This window comes from Kandleria vitulina DSM 20405, from assembly GCF_000702065.1.
Classification (GTDB): Bacteria; Bacillota_I; Bacilli_A; order Erysipelotrichales; family Coprobacillaceae; genus Kandleria; species Kandleria vitulina.
Genome location: NZ_JNKN01000029.1, coordinates 1 through 23,886, shown reverse-complemented (window position 1 = coordinate 23,886; position 23,886 = coordinate 1). Strand labels below are relative to the sequence as shown.

The following is a 23,886-nucleotide window of genomic DNA, read 5'->3' as shown; positions in this document are numbered from 1 at the left end:
GTCCTTTCTAAGATGAATATAATTGAACATGTCTGCACTATGACATAACACAGAACCTAGTGAAGATATAAATTCAAGGACTTATCCAACTCATTACTATTTAGTCATATCACTGTGGCAGTAAACTTTCAGATCTAGTCAAGGCTATAAGGAGAAAACCTAAAGTACACATATTCAATACTTCTATTATAAAGGAAATAAAGAAAGGGATATAATCTAAACGCTTATCAGTTTTAATGACTCCAGGGAGTCTTAAAAGTAACTCACGGATAAGTCAATTAGATTATACTAGGAGGATTCTATTATGCAATTTGGAGAATTAACTAAAAACTTAATATTAGCTGGCATCGGTGCCGCTGCATCTACTGCTGAAAAAGGCAAGGAAATCGTAGATGAACTTGTAAAGAAAGGTGAAATTACTGTCGATCAGGGTAAAGCTCTTAATGAAGAACTTAAGACTAAGACAAAAGATCGCATCGGTCAGGAAATGATTAATCGTGTAGATAAGCTATCTATCGATCAACGCAAGGCTTTACGTGATAAGCTAGATGAACTTGATGCTGATGAAAACAATGAGTGATACTCACGCTTCTCGTCGTTTAACTGAAATATTGTCCATCTTGCAGAAGCATCATATTATCAGAGGACTAAATCCTGTTAAACTAAGATGTATTCTAGAAGATTTAGGTCCCACTTTTGTCAAGTTTGGACAGATCATGTCAATGCGTAGCGATATACTAGGTGTTGAATATACACGAGAACTTGAAAAATTAAGAACAGAGGTTCAGCCTCTTGATTTTTCTATCGTAAAATCTTCAATTGAAGCAGAACTTTCGATGGGCATCAATGAAGTCTTTCAATCCATCAGCGATGTACCACTTGGTTCTGCTTCAATTGCTCAAGTCCATCAAGGAAAGCTTATCAATGGAGATAATGTTGTCATAAAAATACAAAGACCTCATATCTATGAAATCATGGAATCTGATATAAAGCTATTAAGAAAAGCCTGTGGCATGATGAAGATGGCTTCTGGTACGGGCAATCTTATTGATTTTAAAGCAATCATTGAAGAATTATGGCGAACATCCCAGATTGAACTTGATTTTATCAAGGAAGCTGAAAATATTGATCGCTTCTATCAGTTCAACAAAGATGTCGATTATGTCATGGTTCCTCATGTCTATCATGAATACACAACCACTCATATGCTTATCATGAGCAACTGCGGTCAGGTTCAGATAGACCATAAGACTCATCTAAAAGAAGATGGATACAATATGGACCAGTTAGCCAAAATGGTTGCAGAAAACTATTGTAAACAGATTCTAGATGACGGTTATTTCCATGCTGATCCACACCCTGGAAACATTCATGTCTATAAAGAAAAGATTGCCTGGATTGACTTTGGCATGATGGGCAGCATCACTGCTGATACACAGCGTATTCTATCAAAGGCCATCACCAGTATTCTTGAAGATGATATCTACGGTCTTCTTGATGCCTTCTTGCTTTTAGTCAAGCCAGAACAGGAAATCAATCAGGCTCAGCTGATTCGTCAGCTCGACAGCATTGTAGAGAAGTATATGGAAACCAACTTCTCAGACTTTAATCTTGGTCCTCTTATTGAAGGATGTTTTACTATCATCAAGACCAATAAGGTTGCCATTCCTGCAGACCTGACAATGCTGACAAGATCAATGGTAACCATGGAAGGAACATTGGGAAAGATTTCTGAGAAAGTCAATCTCGTAGAGATTCTTGCGAATCATATGCGTCATAAGATTCAAAGTGAACTTGATCTTAAGACACAGATCATGCACAGCTTACAGGTTGTCTATACCAATATGCAAAAAGGTGTAGCCCTGCCTTCATTAAGTCATGATGTATTGAAGAGATTAAAGAACGGTCATCTCACTTTACATATTGAAAATGACCCTGATAAGAAAACACTTCGTGAAATGAGAAGAAATAATCACAATATCACTTTAGCTATCATTATCGGGATACTTTACTTAAGTGCCTCATTAATGACCTTGAGCAATCTTCCTAAAGTCATATTTGATTTGCCTTTACTCTCTCTTCTTTTCTTTTTATTTGGTACACTGCTATTAATCAGATTGCTTATTGACTTAAGAAAAAACATTTAAAAAGGGATTCCCTCAAGATATCAGGAATCCCTTGTTTTTTTATGCAATTTCTTTTGCTTTTTCTAATGCTTCATCAATATGATCTAAGAATAGCTCTTCTCCTACTAAATCAATAAAGCCAGCTTTTTTCATTGTCTTTCTTGGCTGTTCATTAACATGTGAGAATACAAGCTTCACACCTTTTTTAAGACAACCTTTAGTAAAGTCTTCTAATGAATGCATAGCTGAAGCATCAAGTGCTGGTACAGCACGCATACGAATGACAAGTACTTTAGTATTTTCTTCTAATGTAATTGAAGTAATCGCATCAGCTGCCCCAAAGAACATTGGTCCACTGATTTCATAAACACGCACATTGTCTGGTACATGTTTTAATTCAATGTCATCTGGATCGGTTTCTGGATCATAGTATACCCATCCTTCGACACTTGTTTCATCTGCTAAACGTTTCATAAGAAGCAGACATGAGATGACCATACCTACAGCGATAGCCATAACCAAGTCGAAGCATACTGTTAATGCGAATGTCACTACCAATACGAAGATATCGCTTTTTGGTGCTGTCTTGATCAAATGAATAAATGTCTTATAGCCACACATGTTATAGGCTACCAAGAATAAGATAGCTGCAATGGTTGGCATAGGAATAAGTGATGCATATGGCATCAGGATAATAAGCACCAATACAAGTACAACCGCATGAATCATACCGGCAATAGGTGTACGTCCACCGTTCTTGATATTGGCTGCAGTACGGGCAATCGCACCAGTTGCAGGAATACCACCGAACAATGCGGATCCGATATTTCCAATCCCTTGAGCGATAAGCTCTGTATTTGAGCGATGATGTGAATTGATCATGCTGTCGGCTACAACACATGACAATAATGATTCAATCGCTGCTAAAATAGCAATCGTTGCCCCATTGGAGATGATATGATTCATCTCATTAAAATGAAGCACTGGCACATGAAATGTTGGCAATCCACTCTTGATTGTATAAAGATCACCGATGGTATTAACGTGAAGATGTAATCCTTTCACCATAAAGATACCCGCAAATACCGCAATCAATGAACCAGGAACCACTTCCCCAATACGAGGTACAAGTGGCCAAGCCACAAGAATAATGACACAGATAATTCCGACAATCAAAGCCTGTGTATTTAATGTATGACTATTGGCAATAACGGCTTTTAGCTTATCCAATGTTTCAATTGTCTTTGTTCCTGCTGGATAAGTTAATCCTAAGAAATCTTTCAACTGACCAATAATGATTGTCATTGCGATTCCCGCTGTAAAGCCTGTCGTAATTGTATATGGAATAAAGCGAATAAGACTTCCTAAACGCAAGAATCCCATTACTAGAAGAATGATACCCGCAAAAATAGTGGCCATCATTAATCCATCAAGACCATCAGTAGCTACAATTCCGGCCACAATTGTCGCAAAGGCAGCAGTTGGTCCTGCAATCTGTACCCTACTTCCACCAAATAGTGAAATCAGAAATCCTGCTACAATGGCTGTGTAGATACCTTCGTTGGGACCAACACCTGAAGCAAGGGCCAAGGCAATGGACAATGGCAAAGCGATGACTGCTACAATAATACCCGCGATCAGATCCTTAAAAAACTGCTGTTTGTTATAGTTTTTAAGACATCCAATCAGCATTGGTTCTAACTTTTCTTTTTTCAAATTTTCTCTCCCCTTCATATTTGACTTTTTCGAGTGTACTACTTTTATGAAAATGTGACAATACGATTTTATTAAAAAAACAAAAAAGTGCTCTAAGAGAGCACTTCCATCACATAAATATAGTTTTCTGTATATCTCATTAAATCATCAACACTGAAATACCCATGATATTCCAATACACATGTCCCTTTAATATAAACAAATGCTGTTGGAGTATTCACAATCTCATATTTCTCAAATAATTCAGGATGCTGATTAAGAAATATATATCTTGCTTCAATCTGCGGAAAGCGTCTTACCCATGACTTAAGTCTTTCCATTATTGATAAACTAGGCAAATCTGATGGATCACTAAAATAAAACAAACATACAGGAGCCTGCTTAATTAATACAGACATATCTTCAACTAATTCTTTCATAAATTCCCTCGCTTACTACATCTTCATTATATGAATAAATATATGGGAAATACAACGAAAATGCTTTCACGAAAAAAATTAATGACGCTTTGCGTGACGAGAAAGAACTGTTCCAATAAATAGACCGATTAGAGCACAGGCAGCGCCAATAAGAAAACTATCTAGATCTGGCCATGACCATTTATGAAATGCACGCATATTAGCTAATGTGAATGTCAGATAATCTGCTAACATATACATGACTCCAAAAAAGAAAATCAGGATCCATCTTCCTTTGTTGATAATACGAGAAGACACCATCAGCATCGATACAACAATACTTGCCAATGGCAATCCTATAATAAAGTATCCTACTGAAAATGGAATTAGATAATCATTGATATTCCTTGTCCAAAACAATCCGATACCAGCAAGCCAAAATACCCAGTAGCAGATCATCAATTTTCTGAATCTTTTTATCTTCATGTCTCACCCTCCTCCACTAGGCGAGAACAACAACTCACTTAACTCACATTCCCTAAACCTTCGTGCATATCGATGTTTTCCACTTGCATCCTTAACAAATAAAACTTCTTAAGCCAGCAAGGCTGATAGTCAACCATATCTCTTATGGAAATAAGATCTTCCAATGAGACACGACGATCAAGAATGGCTAGAAGTCTTATCAGCTCATTATCATCAGTAAGAGAAATATCAATAGCCTGTCTTAAAAACTATGTAAGATACACGGGAATATCCCATGAAGAAATATAGAGCGCATGTATCATTGCACTATTGACTTCTCCATCAATATCATCTTGAAACATCAAGAAATGACAATTATAAAGCAGATGAGATTTCATCACTGAGCTGTGATTGAAACCAGATTTGATGGTCTACATAAATACAGAACTGAATAAGTGAATCTACTTTGATAAAGCCATAATAAACACGATCACGCAAACTCTCACATAAATCCTGTTCAAGCTTTTGCGACATCATTGACCATTCCAAAGCTATCACCTACCCTTCACTTTTAATTCTATATTAATAAAATATAGGACTCAATTATTTCAATATAAAATGAAATAAAAGCTTCAAGTAGAAATCTACTTGAAGTCTTTTTTTACTGTTCAATAAATTGACCGATACGTTTCCATAATAATAATGCAATGACAATACCAATTAAAGCTGTGATAAGCTGTACAGTTGAGAACATTGTTTTCATTGCAATCTGCTGAGGTGTTGGAATATTCTTACCGAATGTTGGCAACATGATAAATGAAACCATGAACCATAAGAAAGCTGCTTTTAATACTGCTCCCACAACAAGTGTCGCAACACCTCTTAAATCTTCATTGTTCTTCTTATAAAGTACAGTAGCTCCTGCCATGATCCAGTTACCTGCCATGATGACCGGAATCATAAGTGGAATCACCTGAAGAATTGGTGTTGCTCCTAAGAAATAAGCCACAATTGGTGAAATAAGCGCAATGGCTGTTCCACTCCATAATCCAACTGCAGCTGTCGCAATAATGATAACTGCATTAACAACTGGTCCAGAAATAAATGGCGAGATGCCTTTAAATAACTGGAAGACAATGCAGATAGCTAAAAGCACCCCAGTTAATGTAATTGTTTTCGTATTCACTGATTTGTTCATAATTTTTCCTCTTTCCTTTAAAAGTGATGTACCAGTCTATGACTGGTACATCATTATTTTATTTCGTTAAATCCTTCTCTGCTTGCATATGTTGTATGCAGCAGCTTATGTGCAAGATGAGAGTTTGGCTCTTTTAAGTACTTGTCATAAAGTTCAATAATCTGTGGATTATTGTGGGACTGTCTGACAATTTGACGTTCGTCTTCACTATAGAGAGCTTTTGCTCTTTTTTCCTTGTATGTGTCAAGAATGTTGTCATCTTCATTTGGCAAGAAGCATGGCTTGACATAAGGCTGTCCACCACCGTTGATGCATCCACCAGGACATCCCATGATTTCGATGAAATGATATGGCGACTTGTTGTTTCTGATATCATCAAGCAATGGTTTGGCGCTCTTCATGCCTGAGGCAATCGCAACTTTTACTTCAAGACCGTTGATATCGATTGTTGCTTCACGAATACCGGCATCATGTCCACGGACTTCATCAAAAGCGATACGTCCATATTCTTGACCAGTCAATTTATAATAGACTGTTCTAAGTGCTGCTTCCATAACGCCACCAGTTACCCCGAAGATAACACCAGCACCAGAATAATCACCCATGATATCCTGATCCCAATCTTCATCTGGCAATCTGTCAAAACGAATACCGCTTCGCTTGATCATCTTGGCAAGTTCTCTTGTTGTTATAACAGCATCTACATCATAGTTTTCATCAACTTTAAGCTGATCTCGCTGCTTTTCAAATTTCTTTGCAACACAAGGCATAACAGAAACCACAAAGACATCTTTTGGATCATAACCGTTCTGTTTAGCCCAGTAGGACTTGATGATAGCTCCTTGCATCTGGTGTGGAGATTTACAGCTAGATAAATGATCAAGCAGATCTCCATACTGGTATTCTGCATAGTTGACCCATCCTGGTGAACAAGATGTAATCATTGGCAATGTACCACCATTTTGAAGACGCTGAAGTAACTCAGAACCTTCTTCCATGATTGTAAGATCGGCCCCAAAGTTAACATCGTAGACACGTTCAAAGCCTAATCGTCTCAAGGCGGCAATCATTTTGCCAGTGACCGGTGTACCAATTGGATAATCAAATTCTTCTCCTAATGCTGCTCGAACAGCAGGCGCTGCCTGCACGATGACATGCTTTCCTTCCTTGAAAGCCTGATCCACTTTCGCAATTTCTGAATGTTCCATCAATGCACCAGTTGGACAGACGTTGACGCACTGACCACACTGAATACATGGTGAATCAGCAAAACTACGATCTTCTGCTGGTGAAACAAAGGTATTAAAGCCACGGTTCTCAAATCCGAGAATACCTAATCCCTGCGCATTCTTGCAGCGGGCAATACAGCGCCCACAAAGAATACATTTAGAAGTATCGCGGACAAGACCTGGTGCCAAGTAGTCAAGGTGTGTTGGTGAGTGTTCACCCTTGAATGCATCATCTCTTGCTCCAGTTATTGTAGCAACATGCAATAATTCACATTTGCCATTCTTATCGCACTGCTGACAGTTCTTGTTATGATTTGAAAGCAGCAGTTCTACGCTTCGTCTTCTTGCCTGTGTTGCTTTTGGAGTAGAAATCAAGATTTCCATTCCTTCATGTACAGGATAGACACAGCTTGCAACAAGCCCTCTTGCTCCTACTACTTCAACGAGACAGACACGACATGAACCCTGGTTACATTCACCATGGTTAAAGGCGCATAGAGATGGGATTTCATAACCGCAAGATCTCGCAGCTTCCAATATTGTTAAGCCTTCTTCAACCTGATAAGAAATGCCTTCTATCTTAATATTAATCATATGAACCTCCTATCTCTTTTCAATCGCCTTAAAGCGACAATTAGACATACATAAACCACACTTGATACACTCTGATGTATCAATGGCCATAGAGTTACACTTATGACCTTCTGGCTTATAATCTATTTCCTTAATGCAGTGTACTGGACAGTTTCTTGCACATAATCCACAGCCGATACACTTGTCTTTATCAATATGGTATTCCATAAGATTCTTGCAGACATGTGCTGGACATTTCTTATCGACAATATGCGCAATATATTCATCCCTGAAATGCTGAAGTGTGGAATTGACTGGATTGGCAGATGTCTGTCCCAATGCACAAAGTGAATTGGTCTGTACTGTTTCACTTAATTCTTCAAGTTCATCCAGATCACTCATTTCACCCTTGCCTTCAGTAATCTTTGTAAGGATTTCTAGCATACGTTTTGTACCGATACGACATGGTGTACATTTACCGCATGATTCATCACAAATGAATTCAAGATAGAATTTTGCGACATCGACCATACATGTATCTTCATCCATGACAATCGCACCACCAGAACCCATCATTGATCCTTTAGCAACTAAGTTATCAAAGTCAATTGGTTCATCTAGATATTCTTCAGTAAGACATCCTCCTGATGGACCACCTGTCTGGATGGCCTTAAATTTCTTACCATTAGGAATGCCTCCACCGATATCAAAAATAAGTTCTCTAAGCGTTGTTCCCATTGGTACTTCTACAAGACCAACATTGTTGACATTACCACCTAAGGCAAAGACTTTAGTACCCTTTGAGTTTTCAGTTCCAACCTTTGCAAATTCTTCACTGCCTTCTCTTAAGATAAATGGAACACAAGCTAATGTTTCTACGTTATTAACGATAGTTGGCTTGCCCCATAATCCAGATACAGCTGGGAATGGTGGACGTGGACGTGGCATCCCACGTTTACCTTCAATAGAGTGAAGCAACGCTGTTTCTTCACCGCAGACAAAAGCACCTGCGCCAAGGCGAATATGACATCTAAAACTAAATGATGTACCTAAAATATGATTACCTAATAACCCAAGCTCTTCAGCCTGCTTAATTGCAATACGCAATCGTTTTAATGCAGTTGGATATTCAGCACGAACATAGAAATAACCATTGCTAGCACCAATTGCATATCCAGCAATAACCATACCTTCAATGACCGCAAGAGGATTTCCTTCAAGAATACTACGATCCATAAAGGCACCAGGGTCACCTTCGTCACCATTACAGACAACGTACTTTTCATCGCTATCCTGATTATAGGCAAATTGCCATTTCTTTCCAGAAGGGAAACCTCCACCTCCACGACCTCTTAGTCCTGCTTTTAATACTTCATCAATGACTTCTTGTCTTGTCATTGTCAATGCACGTTTTAATCCCTGATATCCACCCATACCAAGAGCTTCATTGATATCTTCTGGATTAATAACACCACAGCCGTGTAATGCAACACGTCGCTGTTTCTTGTAGAAAAGAATATCATCCTGCTTGATTTTCTTTTCATTTGTAGTTGGTTCTACATAAAGAAGACGTTCTACAATTTTATTATCAAGTAGATCTGTTTCAACGATTTCATCTACGTCTTCAATCTTGACCATACGATAAAGAGTATCTTCAGGATAAATCTTTACAAATGGTCCCTGTGAACAGAAGCCAAAGCAACCGACAAGATTAACTGTTACCTTATCTTCTATTCCTTTTTCTTTAATCACTGTTTCAAAGCGATTCTTGATTTCTTCGGAATGTGAACTTAAACATCCTGTACCACCACAAAGCACAATATGTCTCTTTCCATCCTGTCCTAAAATCTTTTCATCAAAAACTTTAGTCAATGAGGCAATATGTGCATTCATTTCTTCCATAGTAGCAATCATTTAAGCCACCTCCGCATCTTTACGATATTGTTCAATAATCTTAGGTACTTGACTGACTTCCATCTTTGGATAAACAGTACCATTGATGCTAACAGCTGGTGCAATACCACATGCTCCAATGCAGCGCAAGGCATCAAGTGTAAACAATCCATCTTCCGAAGTTTCTCCAGGGGCGATATGAAGAATCTCCTGGAACTTGTCGATGACCTGCTGTGCACCCTTTACATAACATGCAGTCCCTAGACAGCACCCGATTACATATTTCCCTTTTGGCTTTAAAGAGAAAAATGAATAAAAAGTAACAACACCATAAATCTCTGCAACCGTAATACCTGTTTCTTGCGAAACGATTTCTTGAACTTCCAAAGGAATGTAGCCATATTCATGTTGAATATCATGTAAAATCATCATGAGTGGCGTCTTTTCATCTTTGTAACGTTCACAAATATCTTTAATTTTTTGTACGGCCTGTACATTCAATTTAGCCAAAGTCGTACACCTCCTTAATTAATAACCCTTATATATAATAATAATATCTTTTTGACAATAATTCATTAGTTTTTTAGAAAAATTACTAAAAAACTATTAAATTTTTGTGTCAAAAAAGAATATGGACATCCATATTCTTATAGGTTCCTATAAAACGCAACAGCACCCTCTATCTCCTGACTAGTAGGATGTCCTTTGGCGATCCCACCAACCAATTTAAATGGGCCAAAAGTATCAAATCCCTGACAGTGATATTCACCTAATTCAATGCTGTTCTTTTCATTGACCACTTGACGAATCCCTTTTAAAAAGTCTCCATCTTTAGCACCTGATGTATAGACATAAAATACTTCTTTACCTTCAGGTAAATAGTCTCTTGCATAACTGATGACCTGTTTGGCAAAGTTGGTATAATAGATGCCCGATGCAAAACCAATACGATCATACTCTGATAGATCTACTTTATTAGTAGATGTCGCGTCAATAAGTGTTACTTCATTTTGCAAAGCTATCGCATCCAGTAGTTTTTTAGTATTGCCATGATGATGAGAATAATAGACAATAGCTGTTTTCATTTATTAGCCTCCTTCTAAAGAGCATGAGCGATTGGCATCATGTTCTTGAAAGTATAGAAATGAGTAAAGCCTAATTCCTTTAATAAAGCTTTCGTCTCTTCTATGTAAGCTCCAAGATGGCTTTGCTCATGAGAATCACTGCCAATAGTAATAATTTGTCCTCCCATCTCTTTATAAAGCTTAAGTATTTCAATGGATGGCTGAGTGGAATTTAAATGATAACGATAAGAAGATGTATTAACTTCTAAACCTTTTCCATCTTTGATGATGATCTTAAGTATGTCTTTTATATATTCTTTTATGAAATCAAATGGAAGTGGAGATTCATCATAACGGACAATCAGATCAAGATGACCCAATACGCTATAGTCTTTATATAAAGAAATAACATTCTTTATTTCCTGATAATATCTCTTGTTGTAGTCTATCTGAGATTTACCTTGCTGGAATTCATATGTCCAGAATTCTAAATCATCTACCTGATGACATGAAAGGATAATAAAGTCAAAAGGATAAGCATGGAATAATCTTCTATATTGAGGAATGGTATGCACCTGCATGCCAAATTCCATTCCAGCTTTGATAATGATCTGATCTTTATACTTTTCTTTAAGATAAGCAATCTGTGCCATATAGGATGGATAATCGACATTCATAAAGACGGTATCATTTTTATAAAGAATGCCTTGGGGATCATCCCAGTCTCTTTTGACACCATAATCGACATGATCAGTAAAGCATATTTCATCAAGATGAATTTTTATAGCCAGTTTTACAACCTCTTCCATTTCGAATGTTGAATCATCACTATAAGATGTATGAATATGATAATCGCATTTCATTGAATAATCCTCCTTATTCTCATTATATCTTTTTTATATAATAATGCAAAAAGTGAATAGTTCCCTATTCACTTAATTCCATGTCTATGCCTTGCCATATTAGATTATTGATATTAACTTCTTTTTTACTAATTTCTTTAAAGCCCACCTTCTGATAACAGCGTAAGGCTCTTTCATTATTAAGAAAGACGCCTAATGTAATTCTTTCTACAGGATAATGTGTCTTAATATATTGAATAGCACATTTAATAAGACCTGCTCCTAAGCCTTTTCCTCTTGCTTTAGGATCAAGAATCACAAAGCCAATACGATATACATTTTTTTCTGGTGAACGAATGGTGAAGAATCCTATTTCTTTTTCTTCAATGACCATGAAGGCTTCCATGTCATTGATCTTCTTGAAATGATTCAAGGTGATTGGATATGTTCCTAAAATACCAGCACTCCATTTATAATAAGTATCTTCATCCTGAATCCAAGAAAGAATTGTTTCACCATCTTTCTCTTCATATCTTCTTAATGAAAGCATATTATCCTCCTAGTTCCAGATCGCATAGTGCAGGTAAGCCATAGGCACCTTTCGCACTATAGACAGCTCGCTTGATTGCTTCCGCGATAACATCAGCTCCCAATGTTCCTACAACTTCCTGATCAGCTTTCACTTCTCCTACAGAAGCCGCATAGATGCTGTCGCCATCATAAGATGTATGAACAGGACGAATGGATCTTGCATAGCCGTCATGTCCCATTCCGGCAATCTTGCAAAGCTGTGATTTTTCAAATTTCGCGTTTGTGACAAGAATCGCCAATGTGGTGTTGGAGACAAAGCGGTTGTCTACAACATCAATTGATGAAGCCATCACTTCAGTTGTGCTTCTTAATGATTTATGATCTTCTGACAATAATCCTGCAATCATCTTTCCGCTCTTATGATCATAGATATCCCCTAAGGCATTGACTGCTACAATAGCACCAATCTTAAGTTCTCCTACCTGAATCGCATAACTTCCTATTCCTGATTTCATGCAGGTCTTTCCTCCTGCAATCTTACCAATCGTGGCACCGCATCCAGCACCGTAGTTACCATCTTTATAATTGGGATTTTCCATTGCTGCCTTGGCTGCTTCATATCCCATCTTGACATCCGGTCTTGCGTGCTTATCTCCTACCATAAGATCAAAAAGATCTGCTTGTGCGATAAGCGGTACTTTTGTGACACCAACATCAAGACCGATGTCATGTTCTTCTAGATAATTCATTACACCAGTAGCTGCTTCTAGACCAAAAGCACTTCCTCCTGCAAGTAGGATTCCGTGAATTGATTGGGCCGCCATCAAGGGATTAAGCAGCTGACTTTCTCTTGAGGCAGGACCTCCACCCCTTATATCAAGTCCAGCACGCATCCCATCTTTACAGATGACGACAGTACATCCTGTTCCCCCTTCACTGTTTTCTACTTGTCCAATATTGATTCCTTCAATATCTTTAATACTGATTTCTTTCATATATTATCCCCCATTTGTTTCATTTTAACATAAAAAACACGTCGAAACGTGTTTTTAGAAATGATATGTCTTTGTTTCTTCCACAAATGAACACAATGATGCTTTCGCATTCTTGAAATAAAGCATCTGCATATTGTCATCATCAGCACTATACATTGGTGCTAAGGAAGGCATTTTTTCAAGCATGGCTACTTTGACATCATGGGAATCATCATTGACGAGTTCACCGGCAACACGAAGCCATTTTCCATCTTTGAAGGCACAGATTTCTACATGTGGATTAATGCTGATCTGCTTTGATACATCCTTTATTTTGCCTGTTTGAATATAGAGTCTTCCATCATAAAGCAGCACTGTACCAAAGGGTCTGACTCTAGGCTGATTTCCTTCCATAGTTGCAAGATAATATGTCTGTGCTTCATCTAAAAACTGATAAACGATTTCTATATCTTTCATAATAACCTCCTCATGTTTATTCTATCACTTACTTTTTAATAAGAATATCATAATCTGAAAAAATGTAAGCGGTATGAAAAAGTAGTGTTATAGTAAAACCAGATAGGAGGATGAGAAATGAAAAAAAGTGTAAAAATTGTTACAATCGGTGGTGGCAGCAGCTATACTCCTGAACTAATGGAAGGCTTTATTAAAAGATATGAAGAAATGCCGATCAAGGAAATATGGCTAGTAGATATTGAGGAAGGAAAAGAAAAACTAGAAATCGTAGGAAAGATGGCACAGCGTATGTGGGATGCTTCTGGTTATGATGTCAAAGTCCATTTAACTTTAAATAGAAGAGAAGCGTTGAAAGATGCAGACTTTGTCACAACCCAATTCAGAGTCGGTTTACTAAATGCCCGTATTAAAGATGAACGTATTCCCTTATCATATGGTCAGCTTGGACAAGAGACCAATGGAGCTGGAGGTATCTTTAAGGCCTTTAGAACAGTCCCTGTCATCTTGTCCATTGTAGAAGATATGAAGGAGCTTTGTCCTCATGCATGGCTTATCAATTTCACAAATCCAAGTGGCATGATTACTGAGGCTATTATAAGATACGGTCATTGGGATCGTGTCATTGGCTTATGTAATGTTCCAGTTGGCGCTATGATGAAAGAACCTCAGCTTATTAATAAGTCATTAGATGATTTAGTTTATAAATTTGCAGGATTGAATCATTTCCATTGGCATAAGGTCTTTGATAGTCATACAGGAGAAGATGTGACTTTAAAGATCATTGATGCGCTTTATACTCAAGATGATGAATCCGTACCTGCCAATATTTTTGATGTTCCTTATTTTAAAGAACAGCTTGAAACCATGAAGATGATTCCTTGTGGATATCATAGATATTATTATCGTGAACAGGAAATGTTAAATCATCTGATTGAAGAATACAATGCTATTGGTACAAGAGCTGAACAAGTCAAGGAAGTAGAAGAACGTCTCTTTGAATTATACAAAGATCCACATTTGGATCATAAACCTGAAGAACTTGCCAAGCGTGGTGGTGCTCATTATAGTGATGCTGCATGTGAAACTATTGTTTCAATCTTTAACAATAAGAACACGCACATTGTCGTTTCTACTAAAAACAATGGTGCCGTTCCAGACTTGCCAGATGACTGTGTTGTAGAAGTATCTTCCCATGTTGGTGGATGCGGTGCTCTTCCAATTGCCTTTGGTCCTTTACCAAACGCTGAAAAAGGATGGCTTCAGCTTATGAAGAACATGGAACTTTGTGTTCTCGAAGCAGCTGTCAACGGAGACTATGGCATGGCTTTAGAGGCCTTCACAATAAATCCGCAGATTGTTTCTGGTGAAAATGCGAAAAGAATTCTTGATGAGCTTCTTATTGCCCACAAGAAATATCTTCCTCAATTCAAGGATAAGATTGAAGAACTTGAAAAAGAAGGCATTACCATTAAAGATAATGTTGCAAGAGAACTCTGTGAACAAGGATTATAAGAATGTCATCAGTTCATGATAATCATCTAACACTGATGAGATTCCATCTTCAGAAAGTACCCCGCGTTTAAGATCAGCTGGAAGCTTTCCTTCTTCATCAAGCTGAAAGTCTTCTTTCCAATATGAAGATGTATAGTAAGCTTCCAGCTTTTCTATTTCCTCTTGATAAGCCTTAAGTGCTTCAAGACTATTTATTACGTCCTGTATTTTCTGATGCGTATTATTAAGGATGTTTTCCATTTCCTTAATTCTGTTTATGTTATCCATAAAATTACCCCATTTCTATATCAAAAGAGCAATGGAAATCATTGCTCTTTTAAATGTTGTTTTCTAAATCTCGTATTTTTTTGGCAGGTACCCCTGCTACAAGTGTATTATCTGGAATGTCTTTAGTGACCACTGCTCCCGCAGCCACGGTAACGTTATTGTCGTCTTGCTTTTGAAGTGAGTGGATGTCCGACTGTGATTGGGTCCAATCATGACATGATCGCCGATAAAGACTTATCTTGCGTCAAGTACTGTAAGATTATAGCTACCGAAAAAATGATTGCCAATGAATATGTTTTCCCATTATCACAATTGAAAGTTCTTGCAATCCAAACTTCTTATCCTACGCTACCAAGCATTTTCTTTTAGAGAAGCTATATCCCAATCATCAAAACAAAAATCAAGACTGGCTTTGAGTTTTTCAAATTTTCGCATAGTATAAATCTCTTCTCTCATGAATATTATTATATCCATTAGAAAACAGCTTTTCTAAAAAAGCACTTCTTAAAATAGTCTTCATCAGATACCTGTTCACACCATTCATTGCTTGTTTCTTCACCAGGTACTTCAATCGCAATGTGGGAAAACCATGAATCTTTTTTAGCACCATGCCAATGTTTAACATTAGCTGGAATGACAATCACTTTTCCAAGAACAAGTTCAACTGCATCCTTTCCTTCTTCCTGATACCAGCCTTCACCAGCTGTACAGATTAAAATCTGTCCTCCACCACTTTTAGCATGATGAATATGCCAATTATTTCTGCATCCTGGTTCAAAGGTTACATTAAATAAAGGAAATTCTCCATTAGTAAGTGGATTTAAGAAAGACTCACCTATGAAATACTGTGCAAAATTGACATTAGCATTTCCTGTCCCAAATACATTTACTTTTTCAAAATCATTTTTGTTGTTATACTTCATTGTCAATACCTCCATAAACTTCTTTTGCAAGATTGAATACAGCCCAAGCTTTAGGCCATCCTGCATAAAATGCAACATGTGTAATTGTTGCGGCCATTTCTTTTTGTGTTACGCCGTTCTTTTTGGCATTTTCTATATGATACTTTAAAGAACTATCAGTAATACCTTGTGACATTAAAGATACTACTGTGATAAGACATCTTGTCTTTAAATCAATGTCTTCATTATTCCAGTTTTCTCCAAATAGAACATCATCATTATAATGTGCAAAATCCGGGGCAAATTCACCAAGTGCCTTTCTTCCGGCGTCCTGTACAATTTTCTTACTCATACTATCTCTCCTTATTTATCCATTGTTTAGCTTCTTTAATATTGGAAAGTCTTTTACCTTCAACACTGAGAGCTTCAGGAATCATTTTCTTAACATTGGAAACAGCACTTTCTATACCGGTTCCTCCTGATGTACAAAATAGCAATACTTTTTTATTAGTAAAATCATAACTATCAATAAAAGTATCAATGATGGATGGTTCACGATACCACCATATTGGAAATCCAATAAAGACTGTATCGTATTTTGACATATCTTCTACATGATTGCTGATTTCTGGTCGTGAAGATGGATCTTTCATTTCCAGTGAACTTCTACTTTGATCATTATTCCAATTCAGATCTTCATTTGTATAGGCAACGGCTGGATTTATTTCAAATACATCAGCTTCCATTGTTGATGAAAGAGCATCAGCGATAGATGCTGTACGACCAGTTGCACTAAAATATGCAATTAATGTTTGACTCATTTTTCTTGCCTCCTTAAATTGAACTTCCTTCGATTACTATTTTACAGTGAAGATATTACAATGTGAAATATTAATATCTCATTACTTGTTATGTATAAAATGCATTACAAGTGTTAATATAAAGATGGAGGATACATTATGGAAATAAGAACACTAAAATACTTTCTTGAAATCGCAAAAACAGAAAATATGACAAGTGCTGCTAGAAACCTTCATGTTTCACAATCCGCCTTATCTAGACAGATGACTGATCTAGAAAGAGAGATTGGCAAGACTTTGTTTATTAGGACAAACAGACAGACACTGCTTAGTGAAGATGGTCTTCATCTTGCTAGACGCGCTGAAGAAATTATTGCACTCGTCGAAAAAACAGAGAAAGAAATGCATGATGAGAAGGATATCTCCGGTGAGATTCATATTGGTGCTGGTGAAACTAAAGGGTTCTCTCTTCTTTGTGAAGCCATGAAAAGAGTACAGGAAAAATATCCTCACATCTCTTTTTCAACCTATAGCGGCAATGCCACCGATATTAGTGAAAAGCTTGAACATGGACTCCTTGATTTTGGATTAATGTTTGAACCTTTTAGTAAAGAACGTTATCAATACATTGATTTCCCTTATGTCAATAAATTAGGATTAATTGTAAAAAGCGATCATCCTCTTGCTAATCAAAAAAGCATTACTGAAAAAGAAATAAGAGATATTCCTTTATTAGTATCTTCAAGATTAAATGACAAAAAACTATTTCAGGAACTTTCAAATAAAGAGGTTGAAGCTTTAAAAATCAAAGGAACCTATAATCTTATCTTTAATGCAATCTTGATGGTCAATCAAGGAATAGGAAGTGCAATTGCTATTGATGGACTTATCAATCAAGATAATAATTTAAGATTTTTACAATTTGAACCTGAAATAAATCTAAAAATGTACTTTGTATGGAAAAAGAATCATATCCATACAAAAGCTTCTGAAATTTTTCTTGAAGAGCTTCAGAAGATCATACAAGATGTAAGAAACTAAGGCATGCCTTAGTTTCTTTTATTTATGTCCACCAAAGACATCAAATGTCATTGTGTTAAGCTTTTCTTCAAGAAGATTCATTTCTTCTTTTGATAATGTGATATCTCCTGCATGATAATTAGAAATTAATCTATCAATTTTTCTTGAACCTGGAATAGGAATGATAAAATCTTCTTTATTGATCATCCAGGCTAAAGAAATCTGTGCCAAAGTCGCATTGTGCGATTTAACCACTTGTTCTAACACCTCTAACAGTGCTTCAGTCTTTTTAATACCTTCTGGTGTATACTGAGGCATATTGGCTCTGAAGTCAGAACCATCTTTAGAGAATTCATTTTTACGATAGGCTCCTGTCAATGCTCCATTTGCCATTGGAGAAAAGGCTACATAGGAAATTCCTAATTCTTTACATACTGGGAAGAGGTTTTCATGCCATCTTGCCATCATGGAATATCTGTTTTCAATAGCTGTAACAGGACATACTGCATGAGCTCGTCTTAAGTAGTCTTCGTTGACTTCTGAAATACCCCAAGCCTTGATTTTTCCTTCTTCGATAAGTTCCTTCATTACTTCAGCAACGACTTCTGGTTCTACTTTAGGATCAATACGATGCTGATAATAAAGATCAATATGATCTGTCTGTAATTTCTTAAGTGACTTTTCAACTGATTCACGAATCTTTTTTGGAGAAGAATCAAGTTCAAGGTGATCTCCTTTATGTGTTACCCCAAATTTTGTACAAAGAATAATTTCATCTCTGAAATCCTTGATAGCTTCACCAACTAGTTCTTCATTGTAGTTGATGCTGCCATCTTCATTAATACCTGTATAACATTCAGCTGTATCATAGAAATTATAACCAATCTCATGGGCTTCTCTTAATATTCTGATTGATTCTTCTTTTGGAAGTGGTGTCCCACTTGCATGTGAGAATCCCATGCAGCCAAGTCCTACGACATTGACATACATATCAGTCTGACCTAATCGTACTTTTTTCATTATTGTGATCCTTCCTTCATACCTTCTTTTGATTCTGGATTAAGCGGTCCGTAATAATAGGATGCTGTTGCACCTCCATCAATAAGGAATGTTGATCCAGTAATAAAGCTTCCTTTTTCACTCATCATTAATTCAGCGACATCTGCAACTTCATCAGCGATACCAGGTCTTTTAGCTGGTGACTTAGCGAACATGTTCTTATAGAAGTCCCCTCTTAAGCCATTAAATTCATCGATTGCTAGTGGAGTGACGATGATTCCAGGTGCAATCGCATTGATACGTGCTCCCTTTTCGCCCCACTTAACTGCTTCATACATGACTCTTTTTTCATTACATCTTTTTGCAAGCTGGTATGCTTTTAAAGTGTTTTCGATTTTATCTACTGATAAGAAATCAAGATTTAATAATTCTTCTGTTGGTGTCATCGCTAAAGCACGATCCTGTTCAGGAGTTAACTGCTTCATTCTAAATCCTGACTGAGAAGAAATGACAACACCAGTTGCTCCTTCTTTAACAACTTTTCTTACTTCTTCAAGAAGTACTGCTGTACCATAAAGATCAACTTTTAATATTGTTTCAATACTTGCCTGTGATGGAGAAACACCTGCTCCATTGATAAGGTATTTAATATCACCGTATTCCAATGCTTTATTGATGATAGCCTTGATAGATTCTCTTGAAGATAAATCCATTTCAAATGGTTCTACATCATATCCCGCATTGATCATAATGTCAGCAATGCTTTTTGCATTATCAATATTCTTGTCACCAAGAACAATCTTCATTCCTCTTCCCATTCTTCTTGCAATGGCCATTGAAATCTGGCCTGCACCGATAACTAACGCTACATTTTTCATATTTTCGCCTACTTTATATTATTTTTAACCCATTTAATACATGCTTCTTCACTAATATCAGCATCTGCTCCATGAATAGCTAATCCTTTACCTACAACTCCACCTTGACAATGTCTCTTTAATGCTAATGGTGCCCCTGATAATCCACTACCTTCGTGTGTCATAACAGGATAGACATTCTTTCCATTAAAGTTCAATGTATCAAGTAATGTAAAGATTGCCATTGGATATGTTCCCCACCAGCATGGTCCTGCCACAATGATGTTGTCATATTCTTCAATGCTAGTTAACATCTTTTTCAAGGCCGGACGAGCGTTGGCTCTCAATTCATCTTGAGCTTCTTCTGTACATGTCATGTAATCTGAAGAGTATTCTTTTTCTGTTTCTACCTCGAACAAATCAGCATTAGCTGCTTTTGCGATATATTCTGCAACTATTTTTGTATTGCCTTTTTTGAGATCTTCAATTGATCCGTTTACGTAATTTTGTCCTTTTCTTGAATAATAAATAACTAAAGTGCTCATAATAATGACCTCTCTTTCAATTAAAAGTATAAAAAATAGGCTCATACAATCAATTTTGATTATTGAGCCTATTCATAAGTTAAACTTATGTGTTGTCAACTACCACGCACCTAAAGGTACGTGGCTTGCGACTCCCCTGTAGTTCGTTGCAATAACTCCTACATTTTGTCGGTGTAACTTCCGTGGGGTCGCATCATGGGACGGTTGACACCGCCCCTTACGACAAAGATTTACTCTGCCGTAACTGTATCAGGTACTTGGCTATCTTCAAGATAGTTGATTCCCATGCGGTACAGATTCATAGCTCCAATGCGGTCATCGTTTGACTTATAGCCACAGTTTTTGCAGGTAAACAGATGTATCTTCTTATTACGATTGCCCTTTTCAATGTGTCCACAAACAGGACAACACTGACTCGTATAACGAGGGTCAACCTTAATAACAGTAGAATGATTCTGTTTAGCTTTGTAGATAAGTTTCTGTTCAAGGTCATAGAAAGACCATGATACGGAAACATAACGGTCTTTAGTCCTGACACGCTCTGTGGCATTACGAACGCCTGACAAATCTTCAAGAACAAAGAGCGTATGCTTCGGATTGGACTCAACGAGTGCCTTTGATACCTGGTGGTTTACATCCTGCATCCAACGGTTTTCTCGTTGACCGATAGCTTTAAGCCTACGTCTTGATGATGGGGTCTGACGCATTTGGAGTTCTTTACGAAGTTTTGAATAGCTTGCACGTTTCTGTTTGATAGCTTTACCGCTTACAAAGCCAGACTTGTGCTTGCTGTCATAAGTGGCAACGACAAAGTTGATACCTCTGTCGATACCAACAACATTACAGATATCGGAAATAATACTTTCCTCGATATCATACGTAACAGGGATGTGCAAAAAATACTTGCCATGCTTGTTTACGAGCTTTGCAGTACCAAACTTATAAATGTTATGGTTAAAGTATTTAGACATACCTTCGGAGAAATATGGCAGTTTAACACGACCGTTCAGAGTATTTACTGAAAAACAGTTTTGCGTAAGGGAATAATCCCTATTCCAAACAAGGTCATATTGCGGCTTTTTAAAAGATGGCTGAATCCATTCGTTCTGATTTTCAAGAATGGTCTTATATCTTGCGATAACAGTCTTAAATACAGACTGAGCCATCTGTGATTTAAGCCCGAACTTCTCTCGGAGCGTGGAATACAAAATCTTGTTAAGTGAAAACTGCTTTAAGTCGTGAGTACGAAACACATAGTCAGATACATAATTGCAGGCATCAGAATAAACAGACATGGTTTCATCAAGCAAGGCCTTACTGTCTGCATTAACGGATATCTGAATTTTAGCCGTAACTGTCATTTTTTCCATAATGTACCTCACCACCATTTCACTAAATATATGATATCAAAAGTATATCGAAAGCCAAGGTTAATGGCTACGAATTTACAAGGCTCCTCCCACCGCCCAAGGGCAGTGGGTTTCCGCCTACGACAACCGAAAGGATTCTATTTATGAAACTGTTCTTTAAGAATATCCGCAAATGTTTCTATATAGTAGCCACTATTATCTAATTTCCAGAAAGCACAGTATCTTCTTTTTAATGGTTCTTTGTTCTTCAGCAATGGAATCATGTTTATATTAGCATCATAATAATCACCATCTGAAGTACCTTCATAGATCATATACCCTGTACCTGCACTTACAAATAGACGAGCTTCCTGGTAGCTGTTTACAAAATGAAGTGGACTTCTTACTCCCAATATATCTTTATAGTAGCTTTCTTCATTTTCTATCTGTGTTGATGATGCTACAACGATACATGTCTGGTCTTCTAGTTCAGATAGTTCAACACTGTGCTTTTGCATGATGTCTTTATTGATAAGAACAGATAATGTTGTATCAATGAGAATCATGTTTTCATATTCACTTGAGAACATACGACGTTGATCATTAAGAGCAAGATCAATACGATTTTCTCTTAAGGCGTTGTAGAGTTCTTCATGATTGCCATGCATAATATGAAGCTTGACTTTAGGATATGTTTTCATGAATGTGATGACAGCCTGATTAAATTCTATACTGCCATAACTGTTAAGACAGCCGACATTTAAGATGGCTTCTTCATGATGAGCAATATGTCTTGTCTTCTCAATCGCATGATTTAATGATTTTATTATAGGCAATGTTTCCTTATAGAAATATTCACCTGCTGGTGTTAATGTGAATGTTCTATTATGTCTTATTAATAATTGAATACCTAGTTCATGTTCTAGTGCCTTCATTTGTTGAGAGATGGCAGATTGAGAGATAAAGCAGGCTTCTGCAGCTTCCGTAAAGCTTTTCTTTTCTACAATAGCATGAAAATATTGAATTTGTTTTAAAAGCATGTTTTTCACCTCTATTTATTATATACATAGATCATAAATAAGTGGTAGAATAGATAAAAAAGGATGGTAAAAAATGATAAAAGTTGTTGTTATACACGGTCAAAGCCATAAAGGGTCAACCTATCACATTGCACATAATATCGCTTTAAAGATCAGTGAAGATATCACAGAATTCTTTTTGCCAAATGACTTTGGTGAATTCTGTCTAGGATGCAATAGCTGTTTTAATTATTCTGAAGAAAGATGTCCTCATCACAAAAAGCTTTCTACTATTACTAAAGCTCTCGATAAAGCTGACGTCATTATTTTAGCAAGTCCTGTCTATGTCATGCATGCCAGTGGTCCAATGAAAGCCTTTCTTGATCATTATGGATACAGATGGATGATTCATAGACCATCAGAACATATGTTCAAAAAACAAGGCGTATGCATCAGTACTGCTGCTGGTTCTGGAACAAAGTCTACCAATAAGGATATGGCCGACAGCCTTTTCTTCTGGGGAGTAGCTAAGACCTATAAATTTGGTGTAAATGTTGCAGCAGTAAATTGGCAAAGTGTCAATGAGAAGAAAAAGAATGCTATTGATAAAAGTATTGATCAATTAGCGAAAAAGATTATAAGAAACAACGGTAAAGTTAAACCAAATCTTAAGACAAGAAGTACCTTCTCCTTTATCCGTCTTATTCAAAAGAAAGGGATCTTACCTACTGATGCCTTATATTGGAAAGAAAAAGGTTGGCTTAACAAAGATAGACCTTGGAAATAGAAAGGGGCTGACCCAGTAAAGTGATTTATGGATAATCACTGAGCTGGACCAGCTCTTTTTTTCTTTCTTTGACTCCCTACAGCCAGATAAAATCTGTTTACGGGCATTTAGACATAAAAAAACACCCATTTTTGGGCGCAATATCCCTATATAGCTGTGAATAACGTTTTTCAGTATGTGAATAACTGTTCTAGCAGCACTTCATTCTTTCTTCGCTCGGCTTTCTTTTATGAATCATATTGTGATATTTCCTGATATTGAATCCGATTGCGACCATAAATATCTCAAAAGATACATTGGAATTGCCTCTTCGTCGTAATCTGTCATATCCGTAGTCCTGCTT

General features: G+C 37.0%; 26 protein-coding genes and 2 pseudogenes. 5 read left to right on the top strand and 23 right to left on the bottom strand.

Annotated elements, in window-relative coordinates; all coding sequences use genetic code 11:
* The first annotated feature begins 304 nt into the window (after positions 1-304).
* The gene (locus tag T513_RS0107245; protein ID WP_051550754.1) at positions 305-580 is read left to right on the top strand and encodes a phasin family protein; all 276 of its coding nucleotides are present in this window, start codon (positions 305-307) and stop codon (positions 578-580) included.
* Positions 558-2,147, top strand: a complete 1,590-nt coding sequence (locus T513_RS0107240) for an ABC1 kinase family protein (protein WP_238551736.1) — start codon at positions 558-560, stop codon at positions 2,145-2,147. Before T513_RS0107245 ends, T513_RS0107240 begins: the two co-directional genes overlap by 23 nt.
* Positions 2,148-2,186: 39 nt before the next feature.
* Here T513_RS0107240 and T513_RS0107235 read toward each other — a convergent pair whose 3' ends face one another.
* From T513_RS0107235 to T513_RS0107175, 14 genes and pseudogenes are all read right to left on the bottom strand, one after another.
* Positions 2,187-3,842 (bottom strand): SulP family inorganic anion transporter, encoded by a 1,656-nt coding sequence (locus tag T513_RS0107235; protein WP_236700987.1) that lies wholly within the window; start codon positions 3,840-3,842, stop codon positions 2,187-2,189.
* 92 nt (positions 3,843-3,934) lie between these two features.
* Positions 3,935-4,261: an isoprenoid biosynthesis enzyme family protein gene (locus T513_RS0107230; protein ID WP_031589601.1), complete on the bottom strand. Its 327-nt coding sequence runs from the start codon at positions 4,259-4,261 to the stop codon at positions 3,935-3,937.
* 78 nt (positions 4,262-4,339) lie between these two features.
* Entirely contained in the window at positions 4,340-4,726 is a 387-nt protein-coding gene (locus tag T513_RS0107225; protein ID WP_029071266.1) for a hypothetical protein, read from the bottom strand.
* Positions 4,727-4,764: 38 nt separating this feature from the next.
* A pseudogene (locus tag T513_RS12715) lies at positions 4,765-4,962 on the bottom strand (hypothetical protein); the annotation flags it as partial.
* Positions 4,963-5,080: 118 nt separating this feature from the next.
* Positions 5,081-5,254, bottom strand: a complete 174-nt coding sequence (locus tag T513_RS12200; RefSeq protein ID WP_155266078.1) for a hypothetical protein — start codon at positions 5,252-5,254, stop codon at positions 5,081-5,083.
* Between the two features lie 112 nt (positions 5,255-5,366).
* Positions 5,367-5,903 carry an ECF transporter S component gene (locus tag T513_RS0107215; protein WP_051550756.1) on the bottom strand — a complete coding sequence of 179 codons (537 nt, stop codon included), beginning with the start codon at positions 5,901-5,903 and terminating at the stop codon, positions 5,367-5,369.
* Positions 5,904-5,956: 53 nt separating this feature from the next.
* On the bottom strand, positions 5,957-7,726 hold the full coding sequence (locus T513_RS0107210) for an NADH-dependent [FeFe] hydrogenase, group A6 (RefSeq protein ID WP_031589596.1): 1,770 nt from the start codon (positions 7,724-7,726) through the stop codon (positions 5,957-5,959).
* 9 nt (positions 7,727-7,735) lie between these two features.
* Positions 7,736-9,619 carry an NADH-quinone oxidoreductase subunit NuoF gene (gene nuoF, locus T513_RS0107205; protein WP_201783598.1) on the bottom strand — a complete coding sequence of 628 codons (1,884 nt, stop codon included), beginning with the start codon at positions 9,617-9,619 and terminating at the stop codon, positions 7,736-7,738.
* Complete coding sequence (locus T513_RS0107200) at positions 9,620-10,108, bottom strand: NADH-quinone oxidoreductase subunit NuoE family protein (protein WP_029071272.1); 489 nt, start codon at positions 10,106-10,108, stop codon at positions 9,620-9,622.
* A 137-nt stretch (positions 10,109-10,245) separates the two neighbouring features.
* Positions 10,246-10,683, bottom strand: coding sequence for a flavodoxin family protein (locus tag T513_RS0107195; protein WP_031589592.1), 438 nt, complete (start codon positions 10,681-10,683; stop codon positions 10,246-10,248).
* 14 nt (positions 10,684-10,697) lie between these two features.
* Positions 10,698-11,525, bottom strand: coding sequence for a histidinol-phosphatase HisJ family protein (locus T513_RS0107190; protein WP_031589591.1), 828 nt, complete (start codon positions 11,523-11,525; stop codon positions 10,698-10,700).
* Positions 11,526-11,589: 64 nt separating this feature from the next.
* Positions 11,590-12,054, bottom strand: coding sequence for a GNAT family N-acetyltransferase (locus T513_RS0107185; RefSeq protein ID WP_035876873.1), 465 nt, complete (start codon positions 12,052-12,054; stop codon positions 11,590-11,592).
* Between the two features lies 1 nt (position 12,055).
* On the bottom strand, positions 12,056-13,030 hold the full coding sequence (locus T513_RS0107180; RefSeq protein WP_031589587.1) for a P1 family peptidase: 975 nt from the start codon (positions 13,028-13,030) through the stop codon (positions 12,056-12,058).
* 54 nt (positions 13,031-13,084) lie between these two features.
* Positions 13,085-13,486: a pyridoxamine 5'-phosphate oxidase family protein gene (locus T513_RS0107175; RefSeq protein ID WP_236700985.1), complete on the bottom strand. Its 402-nt coding sequence runs from the start codon at positions 13,484-13,486 to the stop codon at positions 13,085-13,087.
* Between the two features lie 117 nt (positions 13,487-13,603).
* On the opposite strand from T513_RS0107175, the gene T513_RS0107170 reads away from it, so the two are divergent.
* The gene (locus T513_RS0107170; protein WP_031589586.1) at positions 13,604-14,998 is read left to right on the top strand and encodes a 6-phospho-beta-glucosidase; all 1,395 of its coding nucleotides are present in this window, start codon (positions 13,604-13,606) and stop codon (positions 14,996-14,998) included.
* Here the strand turns inward: T513_RS0107170 and T513_RS0107165 are convergent.
* The 3 genes and pseudogenes from T513_RS0107165 to T513_RS0107145 all read right to left on the bottom strand — a co-directional run bounded on the left by T513_RS0107165 (position 14,993) and on the right by T513_RS0107145 (position 16,988).
* Complete coding sequence (locus tag T513_RS0107165; protein ID WP_031589585.1) at positions 14,993-15,265, bottom strand: DUF4298 domain-containing protein; 273 nt, start codon at positions 15,263-15,265, stop codon at positions 14,993-14,995. The genes T513_RS0107170 and T513_RS0107165 overlap by 6 nt on opposite strands.
* A gap of 473 nt (positions 15,266-15,738) precedes the next feature.
* Positions 15,739-16,519: pseudogene (locus tag T513_RS12610) on the bottom strand (carboxymuconolactone decarboxylase family protein).
* Position 16,520: 1 nt separating this feature from the next.
* Positions 16,521-16,988: a flavodoxin gene (locus tag T513_RS0107145; RefSeq protein ID WP_031589582.1), complete on the bottom strand. Its 468-nt coding sequence runs from the start codon at positions 16,986-16,988 to the stop codon at positions 16,521-16,523.
* 138 nt (positions 16,989-17,126) lie between these two features.
* Between T513_RS0107145 and T513_RS0107140 the strand changes: the two genes are divergently transcribed.
* Entirely contained in the window at positions 17,127-18,008 is an 882-nt protein-coding gene (locus T513_RS0107140) for a LysR family transcriptional regulator (RefSeq protein ID WP_031589580.1), read from the top strand.
* Positions 18,009-18,026: 18 nt separating this feature from the next.
* On the opposite strand, the gene T513_RS0107135 is transcribed toward T513_RS0107140, so the two are convergent.
* The 5 genes from T513_RS0107135 to T513_RS0107115 all read right to left on the bottom strand — a co-directional run bounded on the left by T513_RS0107135 (position 18,027) and on the right by T513_RS0107115 (position 22,777).
* On the bottom strand, positions 18,027-19,007 hold the full coding sequence (locus tag T513_RS0107135) for an aldo/keto reductase (RefSeq protein ID WP_031589578.1): 981 nt from the start codon (positions 19,005-19,007) through the stop codon (positions 18,027-18,029).
* Entirely contained in the window at positions 19,007-19,864 is an 858-nt protein-coding gene (locus tag T513_RS0107130) for an SDR family oxidoreductase (protein WP_029073181.1), read from the bottom strand. Before T513_RS0107130 ends, T513_RS0107135 begins: the two co-directional genes overlap by 1 nt.
* A gap of 8 nt (positions 19,865-19,872) precedes the next feature.
* Positions 19,873-20,388 carry a flavodoxin gene (locus tag T513_RS0107125; protein ID WP_031589576.1) on the bottom strand — a complete coding sequence of 172 codons (516 nt, stop codon included), beginning with the start codon at positions 20,386-20,388 and terminating at the stop codon, positions 19,873-19,875.
* A 230-nt stretch (positions 20,389-20,618) separates the two neighbouring features.
* A complete protein-coding gene (locus tag T513_RS0107120; protein WP_238551735.1) occupies positions 20,619-21,776 on the bottom strand; it encodes a transposase in 1,158 nt (385 codons plus the stop codon).
* A gap of 119 nt (positions 21,777-21,895) precedes the next feature.
* Entirely contained in the window at positions 21,896-22,777 is an 882-nt protein-coding gene (locus tag T513_RS0107115) for a LysR family transcriptional regulator (RefSeq protein WP_031589574.1), read from the bottom strand.
* Between the two features lie 73 nt (positions 22,778-22,850).
* Here T513_RS0107115 and T513_RS0107110 point away from each other — a divergent pair, with 73 nt between their 5' ends.
* Positions 22,851-23,543 carry a flavodoxin family protein gene (locus T513_RS0107110; RefSeq protein ID WP_201783597.1) on the top strand — a complete coding sequence of 231 codons (693 nt, stop codon included), beginning with the start codon at positions 22,851-22,853 and terminating at the stop codon, positions 23,541-23,543.
* A gap of 190 nt (positions 23,544-23,733) precedes the next feature.
* On the opposite strand, the gene T513_RS12300 is transcribed toward T513_RS0107110, so the two are convergent.
* The coding region (locus tag T513_RS12300; protein WP_202961738.1) for a transposase at positions 23,734-23,886 on the bottom strand (153 nt) is incomplete at its 5' end.

Bases quoted from the DNA above. Each gene is read 5' to 3' on its own strand.
- T513_RS0107225 (WP_029071266.1), bottom strand. From the start codon at position 4,726: ATGAAGATAAAAAGATTCAGAAAATTGATGATCTGCTACTGGGTATTT.
- T513_RS0107230 (WP_031589601.1), bottom strand. From the start codon at position 4,261: ATGAAAGAATTAGTTGAAGATATGTCTGTATTAATTAAGCAGGCTCCT.
- T513_RS0107240 (WP_238551736.1), top strand. From the start codon at position 558: ATGCTGATGAAAACAATGAGTGATACTCACGCTTCTCGTCGTTTAACT.
- T513_RS0107110 (WP_201783597.1), top strand. From the start codon at position 22,851: ATGATAAAAGTTGTTGTTATACACGGTCAAAGCCATAAAGGGTCAACC.
- T513_RS0107115 (WP_031589574.1), bottom strand. From the start codon at position 22,777: ATGCTTTTAAAACAAATTCAATATTTTCATGCTATTGTAGAAAAGAAA.
- nuoF (WP_201783598.1), bottom strand. From the start codon at position 9,619: ATGATTGCTACTATGGAAGAAATGAATGCACATATTGCCTCATTGACT.
- T513_RS0107165 (WP_031589585.1), bottom strand. From the start codon at position 15,265: ATGGATAACATAAACAGAATTAAGGAAATGGAAAACATCCTTAATAAT.
- T513_RS0107215 (WP_051550756.1), bottom strand. From the start codon at position 5,903: ATGAACAAATCAGTGAATACGAAAACAATTACATTAACTGGGGTGCTT.
- T513_RS0107125 (WP_031589576.1), bottom strand. From the start codon at position 20,388: ATGAGCACTTTAGTTATTTATTATTCAAGAAAAGGACAAAATTACGTA.
- T513_RS0107170 (WP_031589586.1), top strand. From the start codon at position 13,604: ATGAAAAAAAGTGTAAAAATTGTTACAATCGGTGGTGGCAGCAGCTAT.
- T513_RS0107145 (WP_031589582.1), bottom strand. From the start codon at position 16,988: ATGAGTCAAACATTAATTGCATATTTTAGTGCAACTGGTCGTACAGCA.
- T513_RS0107120 (WP_238551735.1), bottom strand. From the start codon at position 21,776: ATGGTGGTGAGGTACATTATGGAAAAAATGACAGTTACGGCTAAAATT.
- T513_RS0107195 (WP_031589592.1), bottom strand. From the start codon at position 10,683: ATGAAAACAGCTATTGTCTATTATTCTCATCATCATGGCAATACTAAA.
- T513_RS0107245 (WP_051550754.1), top strand. From the start codon at position 305: ATGCAATTTGGAGAATTAACTAAAAACTTAATATTAGCTGGCATCGGT.
- T513_RS0107130 (WP_029073181.1), bottom strand. From the start codon at position 19,864: ATGAAAAATGTAGCGTTAGTTATCGGTGCAGGCCAGATTTCAATGGCC.
- T513_RS0107185 (WP_035876873.1), bottom strand. From the start codon at position 12,054: ATGCTTTCATTAAGAAGATATGAAGAGAAAGATGGTGAAACAATTCTT.
- T513_RS0107135 (WP_031589578.1), bottom strand. From the start codon at position 19,007: ATGAAAAAAGTACGATTAGGTCAGACTGATATGTATGTCAATGTCGTA.
- T513_RS0107190 (WP_031589591.1), bottom strand. From the start codon at position 11,525: ATGAAATGCGATTATCATATTCATACATCTTATAGTGATGATTCAACA.
- T513_RS0107175 (WP_236700985.1), bottom strand. From the start codon at position 13,486: ATGAAAGATATAGAAATCGTTTATCAGTTTTTAGATGAAGCACAGACA.
- T513_RS0107210 (WP_031589596.1), bottom strand. From the start codon at position 7,726: ATGATTAATATTAAGATAGAAGGCATTTCTTATCAGGTTGAAGAAGGC.
- T513_RS0107180 (WP_031589587.1), bottom strand. From the start codon at position 13,030: ATGAAAGAAATCAGTATTAAAGATATTGAAGGAATCAATATTGGACAA.
- T513_RS0107140 (WP_031589580.1), top strand. From the start codon at position 17,127: ATGGAAATAAGAACACTAAAATACTTTCTTGAAATCGCAAAAACAGAA.